The 15120-nt window shown below is 64.6% G+C and carries 13 protein-coding genes and 1 pseudogene; 6 read left to right on the top strand and 8 right to left on the bottom strand.

The window, feature by feature from the left end; all coding sequences use genetic code 11:
* The first annotated feature begins 41 nt into the window (after positions 1-41).
* Complete coding sequence (locus tag ACVOLV_RS02590; RefSeq protein ID WP_481553000.1) at positions 42-1313, top strand: threonine/serine exporter family protein; 1272 nt, start codon at positions 42-44, stop codon at positions 1311-1313.
* Between the two features lie 295 nt (positions 1314-1608).
* Here ACVOLV_RS02590 and ACVOLV_RS02585 read toward each other — a convergent pair.
* The 3 genes and pseudogenes from ACVOLV_RS02585 to ACVOLV_RS02575 all read right to left on the bottom strand — a co-directional run.
* A pseudogene (locus tag ACVOLV_RS02585) lies at positions 1609-1986 on the bottom strand (H-NS histone family protein); the annotation flags it as partial.
* Positions 1987-2147: 161 nt separating this feature from the next.
* Positions 2148-3842 carry a proline--tRNA ligase gene (locus ACVOLV_RS02580; RefSeq protein ID WP_481552999.1) on the bottom strand — a complete coding sequence of 565 codons (1695 nt, stop codon included), beginning with the start codon at positions 3840-3842 and terminating at the stop codon, positions 2148-2150.
* Between the two features lie 369 nt (positions 3843-4211).
* Entirely contained in the window at positions 4212-4601 is a 390-nt protein-coding gene (locus tag ACVOLV_RS02575; protein WP_481552998.1) for a DUF4124 domain-containing protein, read from the bottom strand.
* Positions 4602-4683: 82 nt separating this feature from the next.
* Between ACVOLV_RS02575 and pssA the strand changes: the two genes are divergently transcribed.
* From pssA to rimI, 3 genes are read left to right on the top strand one after another with little or no spacing between them, the layout of a single operon-like run.
* Positions 4684-5463: a CDP-diacylglycerol--serine O-phosphatidyltransferase gene (gene pssA, locus ACVOLV_RS02570; protein ID WP_481553075.1), complete on the top strand. Its 780-nt coding sequence runs from the start codon at positions 4684-4686 to the stop codon at positions 5461-5463.
* Between the two features lie 56 nt (positions 5464-5519).
* Complete coding sequence (locus tag ACVOLV_RS02565) at positions 5520-5942, top strand: alanine acetyltransferase (protein WP_481553074.1); 423 nt, start codon at positions 5520-5522, stop codon at positions 5940-5942.
* Positions 5939-6424: a ribosomal protein S18-alanine N-acetyltransferase gene (gene rimI, locus ACVOLV_RS02560; RefSeq protein WP_481552997.1), complete on the top strand. Its 486-nt coding sequence runs from the start codon at positions 5939-5941 to the stop codon at positions 6422-6424. The genes ACVOLV_RS02565 and rimI overlap by 4 nt, the downstream gene beginning before the upstream one ends.
* Positions 6425-6436: 12 nt before the next feature.
* On the opposite strand, the gene ACVOLV_RS02555 is transcribed toward rimI, so the two are convergent.
* The 5 genes from ACVOLV_RS02555 to ACVOLV_RS02535 form a co-directional block, all read right to left on the bottom strand.
* Complete coding sequence (locus ACVOLV_RS02555; protein ID WP_481552996.1) at positions 6437-7261, bottom strand: EamA family transporter; 825 nt, start codon at positions 7259-7261, stop codon at positions 6437-6439.
* 390 nt (positions 7262-7651) lie between these two features.
* A complete protein-coding gene (locus ACVOLV_RS02550) occupies positions 7652-10477 on the bottom strand; it encodes a valine--tRNA ligase (RefSeq protein WP_481552995.1) in 2826 nt (941 codons plus the stop codon).
* Positions 10478-10507: 30 nt separating this feature from the next.
* A complete protein-coding gene (locus ACVOLV_RS02545; protein WP_057627321.1) occupies positions 10508-10696 on the bottom strand; it encodes a YqaE/Pmp3 family membrane protein in 189 nt (62 codons plus the stop codon).
* Positions 10697-10708: 12 nt separating this feature from the next.
* The gene (locus ACVOLV_RS02540) at positions 10709-11134 is read right to left on the bottom strand and encodes a DNA polymerase III subunit chi (RefSeq protein ID WP_481530122.1); all 426 of its coding nucleotides are present in this window, start codon (positions 11132-11134) and stop codon (positions 10709-10711) included.
* Positions 11135-11239: 105 nt separating this feature from the next.
* On the bottom strand, positions 11240-12712 hold the full coding sequence (locus ACVOLV_RS02535) for a leucyl aminopeptidase (RefSeq protein WP_481552994.1): 1473 nt from the start codon (positions 12710-12712) through the stop codon (positions 11240-11242).
* A gap of 105 nt (positions 12713-12817) precedes the next feature.
* Here ACVOLV_RS02535 and lptF point away from each other — a divergent pair, with 105 nt between their 5' ends.
* Both lptF and lptG read left to right on the top strand, forming a co-directional pair.
* Positions 12818-13903, top strand: coding sequence for an LPS export ABC transporter permease LptF (gene lptF / locus ACVOLV_RS02530; RefSeq protein ID WP_481552993.1), 1086 nt, complete (start codon positions 12818-12820; stop codon positions 13901-13903).
* Positions 13900-15006 carry an LPS export ABC transporter permease LptG gene (gene lptG / locus ACVOLV_RS02525; protein ID WP_481552992.1) on the top strand — a complete coding sequence of 369 codons (1107 nt, stop codon included), beginning with the start codon at positions 13900-13902 and terminating at the stop codon, positions 15004-15006. The genes lptF and lptG overlap by 4 nt, the downstream gene beginning before the upstream one ends.
* Positions 15007-15120 lie beyond the last annotated feature (114 nt).

The raw sequence follows: 15120 nt of genomic DNA, 5'->3' as shown, positions 1-15120 counted from the left end.
CCAGATGAGTATTTCATCCGCTTCAGGTGATACTAGCGGCCATGTCTGCCGAAACCCTTGCCGCCGCCCCGGCCACTGCTTCCAATCGCGCTACCTATGCGCAACGTGTGGCCTTCGTTTCGGAGATGGCTGGGCGCCTGCACAGTTATGGCACCACCGCCCAGCGTCTGGAGGCGGCGGTGGTGGCGTTGGCGCAGCAATTGGACCTGGATTGCGAGCCGTGGTCGAACCCGACCGGTTTGATCCTGAGTTTCAGCGACCCGACCCGGGCGATTGGTTCCAGTGATATCACCCGCGTGATCCGGCTGGGCCCGGGCGATACCAATCTGCACAAACTGGCGATGGCTGACCAGATTGCCGATGCGGTCTCCGCCGGGCAGATGTCGATCGCGCAGGGGCATACCGCACTGCGCCAGCTCGACAAGGACGGCGGCCTGCGCAGCAAGATCCAGTTGCTGGCCTCGTTCACTCTGGGCTCGGCCGGCGTGGCCGGTTTGTGGCGGCTGCCGTGGCTGGATATCGCCACCGCCGGCATTACCGGCCTGCTGATCGGCCTGATGCTGTTCTATACCGACCGCCGCGTTGCCACTCGCGAAGCTGGCGAAGCGTTGGCGGCATTGCTGGCGGGTTTCGTGGCAGTGCTGGTGGCCAGCTTCATCGGCCCGTTGAACATGAATTCCACCATCATCGCCTCGCTGGTGGTGTTGCTGCCCGGCATGGCGCTGACCAACTCGGTCAACGAGCTGGCCAGCGGGCATTGGGTATCTGGTACGGCGCGCTTTGCCGGCGCGTTGACGACCATCATGAAACTCACGGTGGGCGCGATGATCGCGGTCACCATCGCCAACTCGATTGGGCTGGAGCCGGTAATCCGTGCCTCGCGACCGCAATCGAACTGGGTGGAATGGGGCTCGGTGCTGGTGGCCTCGTTTGCCTTTGCCATGCTGTTCCGTGCCAGCAGGCGCGATTACCTCTGGGTAATGGCCGCCTCGGTCGCCGGTTATGCGATTTCCCGCTATGGCGGGCAGCAGTGGGGCGCGCCGGCCGGCATTTTTCTGGCGGCGATGACGGTGACTGCCGCTGGCAATCTGTTTGGACGCATCGTCCAGCGCCCGGGGGCGATCATCCGCCTGCCCGGCATCATCATGCTGGTGCCCGGTAGTACCAGCCTGCGCGGTGTATTGAGCCTGATCCAGCAGCAGAATGTGAGCGCAGGCGAATCGGCGCTGCTGACCGTGGTCAATGTGGTGATGGCGCTGGTGGCGGGTCTGCTGTTCGGTAACCTGCTGGTGCCGGCGCGCAAGAATCTGTAACTGCTTCAGGCGCTGCCGAGCTTATTCGAGTGGCGCTGCCAGTTGCAGTGGCGCAGGGTGCTTCAGCCTGTGCAGCCCGGGTAAACCCAGCGCACCCGGGTCCGTTCGCGGATGGCTCGCAAGCTCAATCGAACCGGGTTCCCCGGATGCGCTGCGCTTATCCGTGCGACTTTGTTGATGGCCTGGTCAGCGAACGCCGACAACAAGCAATTTGTAACTACTGCGAATACAGGAATGCAATAAGAAAACGCCGGCAATCTGCCGGCGTTTTGTAATGCCAATTCCAGATTTATTATTTCTGGATCAGGAAATCTTCGACCTTGCGGCCTGCCTTGGTGTGCTCAGCCAGCCAGCGCGGCTGCTTGCCACGGCCGGTCCAGGTTTCAGCGGCATTGGCCGGGTTGCGGTACTTCGGCTCAACCTTGGGCAGCTTGCGGCCGGTCTTGGCAGCGCCCTTGCTGGCCTTGGCGCCACGCGGAGCCTTCACTGCAACGGCAGCGCCGCTGCCGAACAATTCTTCGACGGTATAACCAGCCTTCTTTGCCGCAGCCGCAACCAGGGCGCGGGCCTTTGCGATGGGCTGGCGCTTGGCTACAACAGTCTTGCGCTTCTGTGCGTCGCGGATCAGAACGGCCAGTTCTTTGGCCGACAGCTGGGACAGATCGATACTCATCGAATAACTACTCCGGATAATGGGTTGGGGTGTATGCCATTCCGTGGCAGCGCAGCAAAGCATAGCGGGCTGGTAACGGGAATGACAAATAAATAGCGTTTTTGATGTTATCCGGAAATGAAAACGCCGGGACAATGTCCCGGCGTTATAAGCACAAAGCCTTAGCCGACGATCTTGCTGATCACCGTGGCCTGATCCAGGTTCTCTGCTTCGGCTGCATTGCGGGCGCGGTATTCAACCGTGCCTGCAGCCAGGCCACGCTCTGACACGACAATGCGGTGCGGAATGCCGATCAGTTCCATGTCGGCGAACATCTGGCCCGGGCGCAGGCCGCGGTCGTCCAGCGCGGCATCCACGCCAGCGGCCTGCAGTTCGGCCAGCAGTGCTTCGGCGGCTGCGGTCACCGTCGGATCCTGCTTCGGGTTGATCATGCATACCACCGCCTGCCACGGCGCCATGCTGACCGGCCAGATAATGCCGGCGTCGTCGTGGTTCTGTTCGATGGCGGCAGCGACGATGCGTGACACGCCGATGCCATAACAGCCCATCGCCATCACCGCAGCCTTGCCGTTCTGGTCCAGCACGGTGGCCTTCAGTGCCTGCGCATATTGGCGGCCCAGCTGGAATACGTGGCCGACTTCGATACCACGGGTGATCTTCAGCTCGCCGCCGTCACAGGCACGGTCGCCGGCCTTGACGTTGCGGATATCGGCAACGTCGGGCTCGGCCAGATCGCGGCCCCAGTTGACGCCGGCAATATGCAGACCTTTCTCATTGGCGCCGACCACAAAATCGGCCATTGCCGCGACTTCGCGGTCTGCCACCACACGGATGGTCTTGCGCGGATTCAAGGGGCCGAGGAAACCCGGCTCGCTGCCCAGATAATCGGCAATCTCGGCCTCGCTGGCCATGCGGTAATCGGCAAGGCCAGCAACCTTGGCCAGTTTGATTTCGTTGACGTCATGGTCGCCACGGACCAGCGCCAGCACGAATTCATTTTCGGTGGTCATTACCGCGATCGACTTCACCGTGCGCAGCAGGGCGATGCCCATCAGCGCGGCGACTTCCTCGCAGGTCTTCTGGGTGGGGGTATCGATCTTGCGCAGTTCTTCGCTGGCGGCGCCGCGCGCTGCCGGATCGGCGGCAATCGCGGCCTCCACATTGGCGGCGTAATCCGAGCCGGTGGAGAACACCAGTGCGTCTTCGCCGGAATCGGCGATGACGTGGAACTCCTGCGAGGCGTCACCGCCGATCGCACCGGAATCGGCCTGCACCGCACGGAACTCCAGACCCAGACGGGTGAAGATGCGGGTGTAGGCGGCCTTCATGTTCTCGTATTCGGCGACCAGGCTGGCGTCGTCCAGATGGAAGGAATAGGCGTCCTTCATCAGAAACTCGCGCGAGCGCATCACACCGAAACGCGGACGGATTTCATCACGGAACTTGGTCTGCACTTGGTAGAAATTGACCGGCAGCTGCTTGTAGCTGGACAGCTCCTGGCGCGCGAAGTCGGTAATGGCTTCCTCGGCGGTGGGGCTGTAGCAGTATTCCTGCTCCTTGCGGTCCTTGATTTTCAGCAGCTGGCCGCCGAATTTCTCCCAGCGACCGGTCTCTTCCCACAGTTCCTTGGGCTGAATGGTCGGCAGCTGCAGTTCCACCGCACCGGCGCGGTTCATTTCCTCGCGGACGATGGCTTCCACCTTGCGCAGCACCCGCAGGCCCAGCGGCGACCAGGTGTACAGGCCCGATGCCAGCTTGCGGATCATGCCCGCGCGCAGCATCAGCCGATGGCTGACCAGCTCGGCGTCGGCAGGGGTTTCCTTGGTGGTATGCAGGTGGAAGCGGGAAAGACGCATGGCAGGGGGCTTCGCAAAACGGACGATCCCCTATTTTGCCAGCCTTGCAGCCTGCTCGCATTGCCAGCCCGAAGTGAAAAACCGGGGTCAGGGAAAAAACCGGGGTGGGGGGCGGGGGGGGGTGTGTGGAGGGCGGCGGGCGAGGCCGGGGGGGGGGGGGTGTGGGGGGGGGGGGAGGGGAGGGCGGGGGGGGCCGCTCGTTGCTTATCCAACCCGGGGGGGGGCCGCCCAACCCTCCCCGGCCCCCCCCCCCCCCCCCCCCCCACCCCCGGGCCGCCCCCAAATCCGCGGGGCGCGTGCGCTCTTTCGCCCACCCCCCCCCCCCCCCCCCCACCCCGGTTTTGCCGGCTTTGCCTGTCAGCTACCAGCTCAGGTCTTCGGTCCAGCCTTGCAATATGCTGCGGCGGCGGCTTCAGCCAGGCGCTTCTGCGCGCTGCGCTGGGTGTCGTCCAGGGCGGCGTCCGGTTTACCGTCGCCGTCGGTGTCATGCATGACCGGGCCGCTGCCGTTCAGCAGCTCCAGGTTGCGCCGTGCGGCAACGCATTGCGACGACTCGGCAGCCTCCGCCGGTGCGGTGGTTTCGGCCACGGATGCGCCGCTGTCGGTGATGCGGCGGGTCTCGTATTGCTTGCCGGCCGGTGGCCGCTCCGAGTACTGGGTCACGCCGTTGGCGTCTTTCCACTTGTACAGATTGCCGGCAGAGGCGCTGGCAGAGGCGGTGAGCAGGAGCAGGCAGCAGAGGCGGGACAGGGTGAGCATGGCAACTCCAGACGCCGGAACGGGGCAGGCAACGATTGCAGCACCCGGTGACGTGGCTGGCAAGTCGATTAAACTCCCCGGTATGGACGAATTGAGACCACCACCGCGTTCGCGCAGCATCTACCTGCTCCCGAACCTGTTTACCACTGCCGGGCTGTTTGCCGGGTTCTACGCGATCATCGCCGCCTCCAACGGGCAGTTCGTCAACGCCAGTGTCGCCGTGTTCGTGGCGGCGGTCATGGACGGGCTGGACGGCCGGGTTGCGCGTCTGACCGGTACCAGCAGCGAATTTGGCGTGCAATACGACTCCCTCGCCGACCTGGTCAGCTTCGGCATGGCGCCGGCGCTGGTGATGTATCACTGGGCGTTGTCCTCGTTGAAGTTCGATGGCGACGTGCTGGGCCGGGTCGGCTGGTCGGCGGCCTTCCTGTACGCGGCCTGCGCGGCACTGCGCCTGGCCCGCTTCAATACCCAGGTCGGCACCGTCGACAAGCGCTGGTTTGTCGGCCTGGCCAGCCCGGCGGCGGCCGGTTTGATGATGTCCTTCGTGTGGGCCTTCGCTGATGGCGACCTGGGCTGGAGTGGCGAGGAACTGCGCTACGTGGCCTTGGGCGTGACCATCGTGGCCGGCTTGCTGATGGTCAGCCGGATCCGCTTCTGGAGCTTCAAGGGCGGCAATGAAAAGGGTCCGCGCTCGGAGCGCGTGCCGTTCGTGGTGCTGGCGCTGGTGCCCATCGTCATCTCCATCGTGGTGCTGGACCCGGCGCGGACCTTGTTGGTGGTCGGCGTGATCTACGCGCTGTCCGGCCCGGTGCTGTGGCTGTTGCAGCGCTGGCGGCAGCCGGCCGGCAAGGTGCAGTGATCGGTTTCTCGCCCGAGCCGGTGTGGACCCCCGAGCAGCAGGCATGGCTGCAGGCGATGGGCTACACCGTTTATCTGGAAGGCGGCGCGCTGGACGCGCCGCCCGCTGTCGCCGCGCCAGCGTTCGATAGCGCCCCGACGGTGATGCAGCAGGCACCGCCGCAGCAAGCGGCGGTGTCCACGCCGGCCGCGCCTGTAGTGGCGCGCGAAGCAGCGGCAAAGGCACCGCAGGCACCGAGTACCGCGCCCGCACCGGTATTCACTGCTGGCGCGACGGGCGCTGCAAGGCGCAGCGGTGGATTGCGCATGCCTGACCGTCTGCAGATCGCCTTGCTGCGCGCATCCGGCTGCAATCCCAACGACCCGCAGACGCGGGCGATGATGGACAGCTGGCCTTTGGCCGAACTGCGCGCCAATCCCGCCGCCAAGCGCGCCTTGTGGCCGCAGCTGAGAGCATTGCGGCGGAAGTCGCGGCAATGACCAGGCCGGGAACGGTCCTGCGTCCCATGCACGAAGGGGACCTGGATGCGGTGATGGAAGTGGAGCTGCGCGGCTATCCGTTTCCATGGACGCGCGGCATCTTCCAGGATTGCCTGCGTGCGGACTATCCGAGCCGGGTATTGGTGGAGGACGATGGCATTGTCGGTTATGCCGTACTCAGTCTCGCCGCCGATGAAGCGCATGTGCTCAATGTCTGTGTGGACCCGCTGTGCCAGTCGCGCGGTCATGGCCGGCGCCTGCTGCGCGAGTTGGTACGCGTTGCGCGGCAACGTGGCGCGTTGCGTGTGTTTCTGGAAGTGCGGCCATCCAATACTTCGGCGATCGCGCTGTACCACAGCGAAGGCTTCAACGAGATCGGCCGCCGCCCGCGCTATTACCCGACCGCCAGTGGCCGAGAAGACGCGCTGGTGATGGCAATGGAGCTGGTGGATGACGACATCAGCGTGATGCCGCCGCTCTGAGATCTGCTGGTGCTATGCGAGCCGTAGCAGCACTACGCCAGCAATGATCAGCGCAGCCGCGAGCAGACGCTTGCGGCTGATGTGCTCTTTCAGCAACAACGCCGAAATCAGCAGGGCGAACAGGATCGAGGTCTCGCGAAGTGCGGCGATCACCGCCACCGGCGCGATGGTCATCGCCCACAGCGCGATTGCATACGATGCGGTGGTGCCGATGCCGCCGACCAGTCCGCGCTGCCAATTGCCGCGCAGATAATTGCCCAGTTGCTGGCGACGAACGAGCAAAGCCCAGAGTGGTAGCGGCAGGCCGGACAACAGGAACAGCCATAGCGTGTAGCTCAAGGCGTTGCCGGACAGGCGCGCGCCGTGTGCGTCGACCAGCGTGTAGCTGGCGATGACCAGCGCGATGCACAGCGGCAGGCGGATGTTGCGAGCGGTGCTGCTGCCGGCCATGCACAGGATGCCGGTGCTGATCAGTGCGATACCGCTCCAGGCGCTGGCAGACAGATGCTCGTTGAACAGCCAGCTGCCGGCGATGGCGACCAGCAACGGCGCGCAGCCGCGCATCAACGGGTAGGACAGGCTCATGTCGGCGCTGTGGTATGCGCGGGCGACCAAGGCGTAGTAGCCGGTTTGAAGGATGGCTGATGCGGCCAGCCAGGGCAGGCTGGCTGCGGCGGGGGCTGGCAGCCAGGGCAGGGCGATGGCGGACAGGATCGCGGCCCAGCCGGTGACCAGGATCGTGGTCAGCAGCTTGTCGCCGCCGAGTTTGACGATGGCATTCCAGCTGGCGTGGAGCAGGGCGGCGAACAGGACGGCGCAGAAGATGCCGAGGGACATTGGGTTCCGGCGTTGGGGTGCTGGGGGAGCGTAGCTGGGATTGGGGGGGGGCTGCGGGGAGGCAAAGTCAAAACTCAAAAGCAAGACGCCAAAAAGCCCCCTCATCCGCCCTCTGGGCACCTTCTCCCGCAGGCGGGAGAAGGGATTGGATTGCACAGATTTATTCGGCCCGCAGGCTCCCTGCGCGATCGGCACTGCGCGCTTGAGCCCGAGTAACTCAGTCAACCCGTAGACGTGCATGGCGCATTGCACTCCCTTCTCCCGCGTGCGGGAGAAGGTGCCCGGCAGGGCGGATGAGGGGGCTCTTCGCTCCTTGCCCTTCGATGGTCAACGCGCAAAAAGAAAACGCCGCCCGAAGGCGGCGTTTTCCACAACAGCAATCAGCAAGACTCAAAGCTTCGCACGCTGCTCCTGCAGGCCAGCCAACTGGCTGTTCCAATCGACCAAGCGCACACGCTCCTGCTCAACCACCGCCGCTGGCACCTTGTCGGTGAACTTGGACAGCTTGACCTCGCTCTTCTCCTTCTCCGAAGAAACGCGGGCGATCTCCTTGTCCAAACGCGCACGCTCGGCATCCAGATCAACCAGACCTTCCAGCGGCACCAGCAATTTCAGCTCGCCGACAATGGCAGCCGCAGCCGGCGGCGTCACCGCATCAGCAGCCAACCAATCGATGCTCTCGAGCTTGAGCAGGAAGCGCAGCTGCGAGGCGAAGCGATCGAGGCGGCTGCGGTCCGCGTCCTGCCCGCCCTGCAGCAGCAGGCGAACCTGCTTGGACGGCGGTACGTTCAACTCGCTGCGCACACGACGCAGGGCACTGACCATGGTCTTGAACCATTCCACGTCGACCTCGGCCTGCGCGTAATCGCCGGCAAACTCTTCCGCGGTCGGGTAGGCGCGCAGCGACAACGACTCGGCGTTGATGCCAAGACGCGGTGCCACCTGCTGCCACAGCTGTTCGGTGACGAACGGGATCAACGGATGCAGCAGGCGCAGCACTGCTTCCAGTACGTACAGCAGGGTGTGACGGGTGCTGGCCGCATCCTCGGCGTTGTCGCCATTGAGCGCCGGCTTGGTCAGTTCCAGGAACCAATCGCAGAATTCGTTCCAGACGAACTCGTACAGCGCCTGCGACAACAGGTCGAAGCGGTAGTCGGCGTAGTGCTGCTGCGCTTCGGCCGAAACCTTGGCCAGGCGCGCCAGGATCCACTTCTCAGCATCCGTACGCGCCTGCGGTACGCCAGAGAAGCTCGCGCCCTCGGTGTTCATCAGGGTGAAGCGGCTGGCGTTCCACAGCTTGTTGCAGAAGTTCTTGTAGCCCTCGGCGCGGCTCATGTCGAACTTGATGTCGCGGCCATGGGTGGCCAACGCGGCGATGGTGAAGCGCAGCGCATCGGCACCGTGGGCGATGATGCCGTCCGGGAATTCCTTGCGCGTGGCCTTCTCGATTTTTTCGGCCATCTTCGGCTGCATCAGGCCGTGGGTGCGCTTGGCAACCAGGTCGTCGATGCTGATGCCGTCGATGATGTCCAGCGGATCCAGCACATTGCCCTTGGACTTGGACATCTTCTGGCCCTGGCCGTCGCGGATCAGACCGGTGATGTAGACGTCCTTGAACGGGATCTGGCCGGTGAAGCTGTCGGTGGCCATGATCATGCGCGCCACCCAGAAGAAGATGATGTCGAAGCCGGTGATCAGCACGTTCGACGGCAGGTAGCGGTCGAAGCCGCGCTCGGCCATCGCTGCTTCATTCGGCCAGCCCAGGGTGGAGAACGGCCACAGCTGCGAGGAGAACCAGGTTTCCAGTACGTCGCTGTCCTGGGTCAGCAGTACGTCGTCAGCCAGCCCGGCCTTGGCACGCGCTTCGGCTTCGTTGCGGCCGACGTAGCAGTTGCCAGCTTCGTCGAACCACGCCGGAATGCGGTGTCCCCACCACAGCTGGCGGCTGATGCACCAATCCTGGATGTTTTCCATCCAATGGCGATAGGTGTTGATCCAGTTGCCCGGCACGAACTTGATCGAGCCGTTTTCAACGAGTTCGAGGCCGCGCTTTGCCAGTCCGTCCATTTTCACGAACCACTGGTCGGTCAGATAGGGCTCGATCACCTGGCCGGTACGGTCGCCACGCGGCACCTGCAGCTTGTGCGCCTTGGTCTCGACCAGGATGCCCAGGTCTTCCAGTTCGGCCAGGATCAGCTTGCGCGCTTCGTAACGGTCCAAGCCACGGTATTTGTCCGGGGCGTTCTCGTTGAGCGTGGCGGTGGTGGTGAACAGGTTGATCATCGGCAGGCTGTGGCGCACGCCGACCTGGTAATCGTTGAAGTCATGCGCCGGGGTCACCTTGACCACGCCGGTACCGAAGGCCTTGTCGACATAATCGTCGCCGATCACCGGCACGCTGCGGCCGGTCAGCGGCAGGGTCACGCTCTTGCCGATCAGGTGCGCGTAACGGCGGTCTTCCGGATGCACCATCACCGCGGTATCGCCCAGCAGGGTTTCCGGACGGGTAGTGGCCACAACCAGATAGTTGCGGGTTTCGCGCAGGGTTTCGACGCCGTCGGCATCCACTTCGACGTGCTCATAGCTGGCACCGTCGTTGAGCGCGTAGGCGATCGACCACATGAAGCCGTCTTCTTCCACACTCTCCACTTCCAGATCGGAAATGGCGGTCTTCAGCACCGGGTCCCAGTTGACCAGGCGCTGGCCACGGTAGATCAGGCCCTGCTCGTGCCAGCGGAGGAAGGACTCGATCACCGCCTCGCTTGGGCCCGCGTCCATGGTGAAGGTACTGCGCGACCAGTCAGCCGAGGTGCCGAGGCGGCGCATCTGGCCTTCGATCACGTTGCCCGAATGTGCCTTCCACTCCCACACCTTGTCGATGAAGCCATCGCGGCCCAGCGAGTCGCGGGTTTCACCCTTGCCTTCCAGCGCCAGGTTGCGGCTGACCACCATTTCGGTGGCGATGCCGGCGTGGTCGGTACCCACCTGCCACAGCGTGTCGTAGCCACGCATACGGTGGTAACGGATCAGCGCATCCATCAGCGTCTGCTGGAAGGCGTGGCCCATGTGCAGGGTGCCGGTCACGTTCGGCGGCGGCAGCAGGATGGTGTAGGGCTCGCCCTTGCCGGACGGCTTGAACAGGCCGGCCTTCTCCCACGACTCATAGAGCGTGGTTTCAAAGGATTTGGGGTCGTAGCTGGAGGCGAGTTGGGTCATGCGGGGGAACCGGTAAAAGCGGGAGGGGGATCAGCGGCCGAGTGCGCGCTGGATCTTTTTGTCGGTGTGGTACTGGCTGACGGCATATGCGGCCCAGATGGCAGCGGGAAGCCAGCCAATCAAGGTGATCTGCAGGATGAGACAGACAATGCCGGAAATCGGACGGCCAATGGTGAAAAAGGCCAGCCACGGCAGCAGGATGGCAATCAGCAGACGCATGCGTGTAGTCCCTTACATGTCGTATTTGTTGAGCGTGTAGTCGGCCGCCTTGTACTGGCGCCAACGCTCACGCAGCGGTTCACGTGCGGCCGGGTCGGCCGGTACTACTTCCAGCACGCGGTCGCAGGCACCCAGGTAGGGCTCGTCGCGCAGGTTGATCACCAGCGGGCGCTCTGGTGCTTCGGCGCCCGGCGTGGCGATCAGCACGATGGCCTCTTCTTCGTCCACGTCCTCACCGATGATCTGATGTGGGATATAGGCGTCGGGGTCGAACGACCACAGCAGCTCGTCCAACTCCTCGGCCTGGGCCTGGTCGCGGGCCAGTACCAGCGTGTACAGGCCACCATCGTTGGCCTTGCGCGCCAGTTCGCACACCAGCTTCAGTGGCTCGGTGAGAAAGCGCGGCTTGGCAATCAGGTAGAAGTCGGCACGCATCAGGTCACTTGGAATTTGGAAGGGGAGTGGAAGCGGGAAAGCCAAGGTCAAAACCGGGGTCAGAGTCGGGTTTTACCGGGCAAAACCCGCTTCCGACCCCGGAGTTATTTAGGCAACGCGATCCAGCAGCCACTGGGTCAGCAGGCCGACCGGGCGACCGGTGGCCATGCCGCGCTTGCCTTCATCGCTGGCCACGCCGGCGATGTCCAGGTGCGCCCAGCGCTGGCCTTCGGTGAAGCGCGACAGGAAGCAGCCAGCGGTGATGGCGCCAGCCCAGCGGCCGCCGATGTTGTAGACGTCGGCGAAGCTGGAATCCAGCATGCCCTGGTACTCATCCCACAACGGCAGGCGCCAGGCGCGGTCGAACACGTTCTCGCCAGCGGCGGTCAGTTCGCTGGCCAGGTCGTCGTGCTTGCTCATCAGGCCGGCGGTCTGGTGGCCCAGGGCCACCATGCAGGCGCCGGTCAGCGTTGCCACGTCGATCAGCGCGGCCGGCTCGAAGCGCTGCGCATAGGTCAGCGCGTCGCACAGGATCAGGCGGCCTTCGGCGTCGGTGTTGCCCACTTCGATGGTCTTGCCCGACATCGAGGTGATCACATCGGACGGACGGTAGGCGTTGCCGTCGATGGCGTTCTCCACTGCCGGCACGACCACCACCAGGTTCAACGGCAGCTTGGCCTTGACCGTGGCGACAAAGGTGCCGATGACGTTGGCGCCACCGCACATGTCGTACTTCATTTCCTCGATGCCGCCCTGGGTCTTCAGGTTGACGCCACCGGTATCGAAGGTGATGCCCTTGCCGACCAGCACGTAGGGCTTGGCGTCGCCGCCGTTGCTCCACTTCAGCACGACCAGCTTCGGACGGTTGGCCGAGCCACGGGCCACGGCCAGCAGCGAGCCCATGCCCAGCGCTTCCATCTGCGCCTCGTCGAGGATCTCGGCTTCGGCACCCTCGTGCTCGGCGGCGAACTTGAGCGAGGATTCGGCCAGGTAGGCCGGGGTGCAGTAGTTCGGCGGCAGGTTGCCCAGCTCGCGGGCGTATTCCACGCCGGCAGCAATGGCCTGGCCCTGCAGCAGCGCGGTTTCGTCGCTGCTGGCGATGGCCAGCGACTCCAGACCCGGCGCTTCCGGCTTCTTCTTGCCCAGGGTGGCGGTGTAGCGGTAGCTGGCATGGTTGGCGGTGATCACGGCCTGGCGGACGTTCCAGGCGGCGTCGCGGCCGCCGACTTCCAGTTCATTCAGGGTGAACAGCGCGCTGCGGGTGTTGCCGGCCTTCAGGGCGCGGGCGGCATCGCCGGCGGCCTTCAGGTACTGCACCACGCCGAACTTGGCCGGGTCGCCCAGGCCAACCACCAGCACGCGCGCGGCGCTGACGCCAGCCAGGTCGTGCAGCAGGGTGGTGTTGCCGGTCTTGCCGCCGACGTCGCCGCGCTCGATCAGAGCAGTCAGGCGACCGCCAGAGGCCGTATCCACGGCCTTTGCGGCCGGGGTCAGCGACTTGTCAGAGAAGGCGCCAACAATGATGCAATCCACCTCGGCAGAGGTGGGGGCGGCGTGGTTCAGGGTGAATTCCAGAGACATTGATCAGATTCCGTTGCCAAATCCGTACAATCGCAGGCTGTATACGCGGGGCCATCGAGGCCGGGCGTTCTGCGGACTAAACCGAGAGTTTAAACCACCGACCCTATGGCGAAGCTTGACCGCTACCTTCTGAGTGACTTCCTCCAGAGCTTTCTGGCCACTTTGACCGTACTTCTGGTAGTCAGCATGGGCGGTGTGCTGGTCGATATCCTCGGCCGCATTGCCGATGGACGCATCCCCGCCGGGCTGATGTTGTCCCAGCTGGGTCTGCAATTCATCGTTTACCTGCCCATCATCCTGCCTCTGGCGTTGATGCTGGGCTTGGCGCTGTCGATTGCCCGGCTGTACCGCGACTCGGAAATGGCGGTGTTGACCGGTGTCGGCGTCGGCCCCAAGCGCCTGCTCAAGCCGATCCTGCTGCTGACCGTGCCGATCGTGGCGCTGGTCGCGGCCTGCTCGCTGTGGCTGGGCCCCTGGGCTGACCGCAGCGCCGAGCGGATGCTGCAGGACGCCAGCCGCAGCATGGTGGTGGCCGGCCTGGAGCCGGGCCAGTTCACCCCGTTGGCCGGTGGTGGCGTGGTCTACCTGTCGTCGTTGGCCGGCGACGGCACCAAGATGGGCAAGGTGTTCATGCAGCGGCAGAAAGAAGGCCGTATCGACGTGGTCTCGGCCAACAGCGGCGCGATGTTCTTCGAAGGCGAGCGCCAGCGCTACCTGCGGCTGGAAGACGGTTACCGGGTCGAAGGTCCGGAGAGCGGAACCCTGGATTACCGGCTGATGCGCTATGCACGCAACGAAGTGGCGCTGCCGGACCGCGACGAAGTACGCGACCAGAATGATCCGGAAATGATGCCAACCACGCAGTTGCTGGGCGATGCCCGGCCCGAGGCCAAGGCCCAGCTGCATTGGCGTATCACCCCGCCGCTGCTGGCGCTGGCATTTGCTTTGCTGACCCTGCCGCTGGCCCGCAGCGCGCCGCGACAGCAGCGCTACGGCCGCATCATGCTGGCCTTCCTGGCCTATACGCTGGGCGTGAGCCTGAGCATTCTTGGCCGCCAATGGCTGGCGGCAGGCAAGCTGCCGGTGGATGCGGGCATGTGGTGGCTGACCTTACCCCTGCTGTTGCTGGCGGTGTGGCTGTACTTCCGTGATGGGCGCCTGAGTAGCCGCCGTGTGGGGGCAAAGGCATGAGGTTGCTGCCGCGGATTCATGACATCTATGTAGGCCGTACCGTGCTGTTCACGGTGCTGGTGGTGTGGATGGTGCTGCTGGGCCTGGACGCCATCATGGCCTTGTCCGGCGAGGCCGGGAAAATCGGCCAGGGCCATTACAGCTTCGGTCACGCCTTGGCGTGGGTGGCATACACCTTGCCGCGCCGGGCGTACACCGTGTTCCCGATGGCTGCTGTCATCGGCGCCCTGATGGGCCTGGGCCAACTGGCCGCAACCTCGGAATTGACTGCATTGCGCGCGATCGGCTTGTCGCGGCGGCGGATCGCGGTGTCGGTGGCGATCTCGCTGTCCTTGTTGACCGTGTTGATGGTGGTCAATGGCGAAACCCTGTCGCCGTGGGCGCAGGGCCGCGCCGATGCGCTGAAGACCAGCGCCCGCTACAACACCGACATTGCCACCGCGCGCTATTCGGGCCTGTGGGCGCGTGAGGGCGACACGTTCCTCAATGCGCAGACCGGTGAGGAACAGGTAAGTGCTGATGGTCAATCGACCCTGCTGTTGCACGATGTGCGCCTGTATCAGCTGGGCGAGGACGGGCGTCTGCTGACCCTGACCTATGCCAAGAATGCGCGCCACGATACGCAGGGCTGGGTGTTGGAAGGGGTACGTCGCGATACCTTCGGCGAGCGCTCGGTCACCCGCCAGGAACTGGCCAGCGAGAAGTGGGCTTCCAAGTTGGACGCGGCTGCCTTGGCCTCTGGCCTGGCCAAACCGCGCAACCTCAACGCCGCTGAGCTCAAGACCAGCATTGATTACCGCAAGCGTAACGGCCTGGACGCGCGCGAGTACGAAGATACGTATTGGAGCCGCTGGTTCTATCCGTTGAACGTGCTGGCGCTATGCCTGGCTGCGGTGCCGTTTGCGTTCGGTTCGCTACGCAGCGGTGGCATGGGCAAACGCCTGTTCCTGGGCATGTTGTTCGCGCTCGGCTTCCTGCTGCTGCAGATGTTTTTCGGGCGCATGGCCGGCGCGCTGAAGTTTGATTACCGCATTGCCTATGCCTTGCCCCCGATCATGATGCTGGGCATATCGGCCTGGCTGTCACGACGACGGGTAGGCTGACCGACGGCAGGGTAGTGGGGGGGGGGGGGGGGGGGGGGGGGGGGAGGGGGGGGCGGGCCCCCCCCGGCCCCGCGCGCCCCCGGGCGGGGGGGTGGGGGGGGGGGGGCGGGGCGG

This window comes from Stenotrophomonas sp. STEN023 (assembly GCF_056760135.1).
Note: the sequence above shows the minus strand (reverse complement) of the source record. Positions and strands in the feature narration are given on the sequence as shown.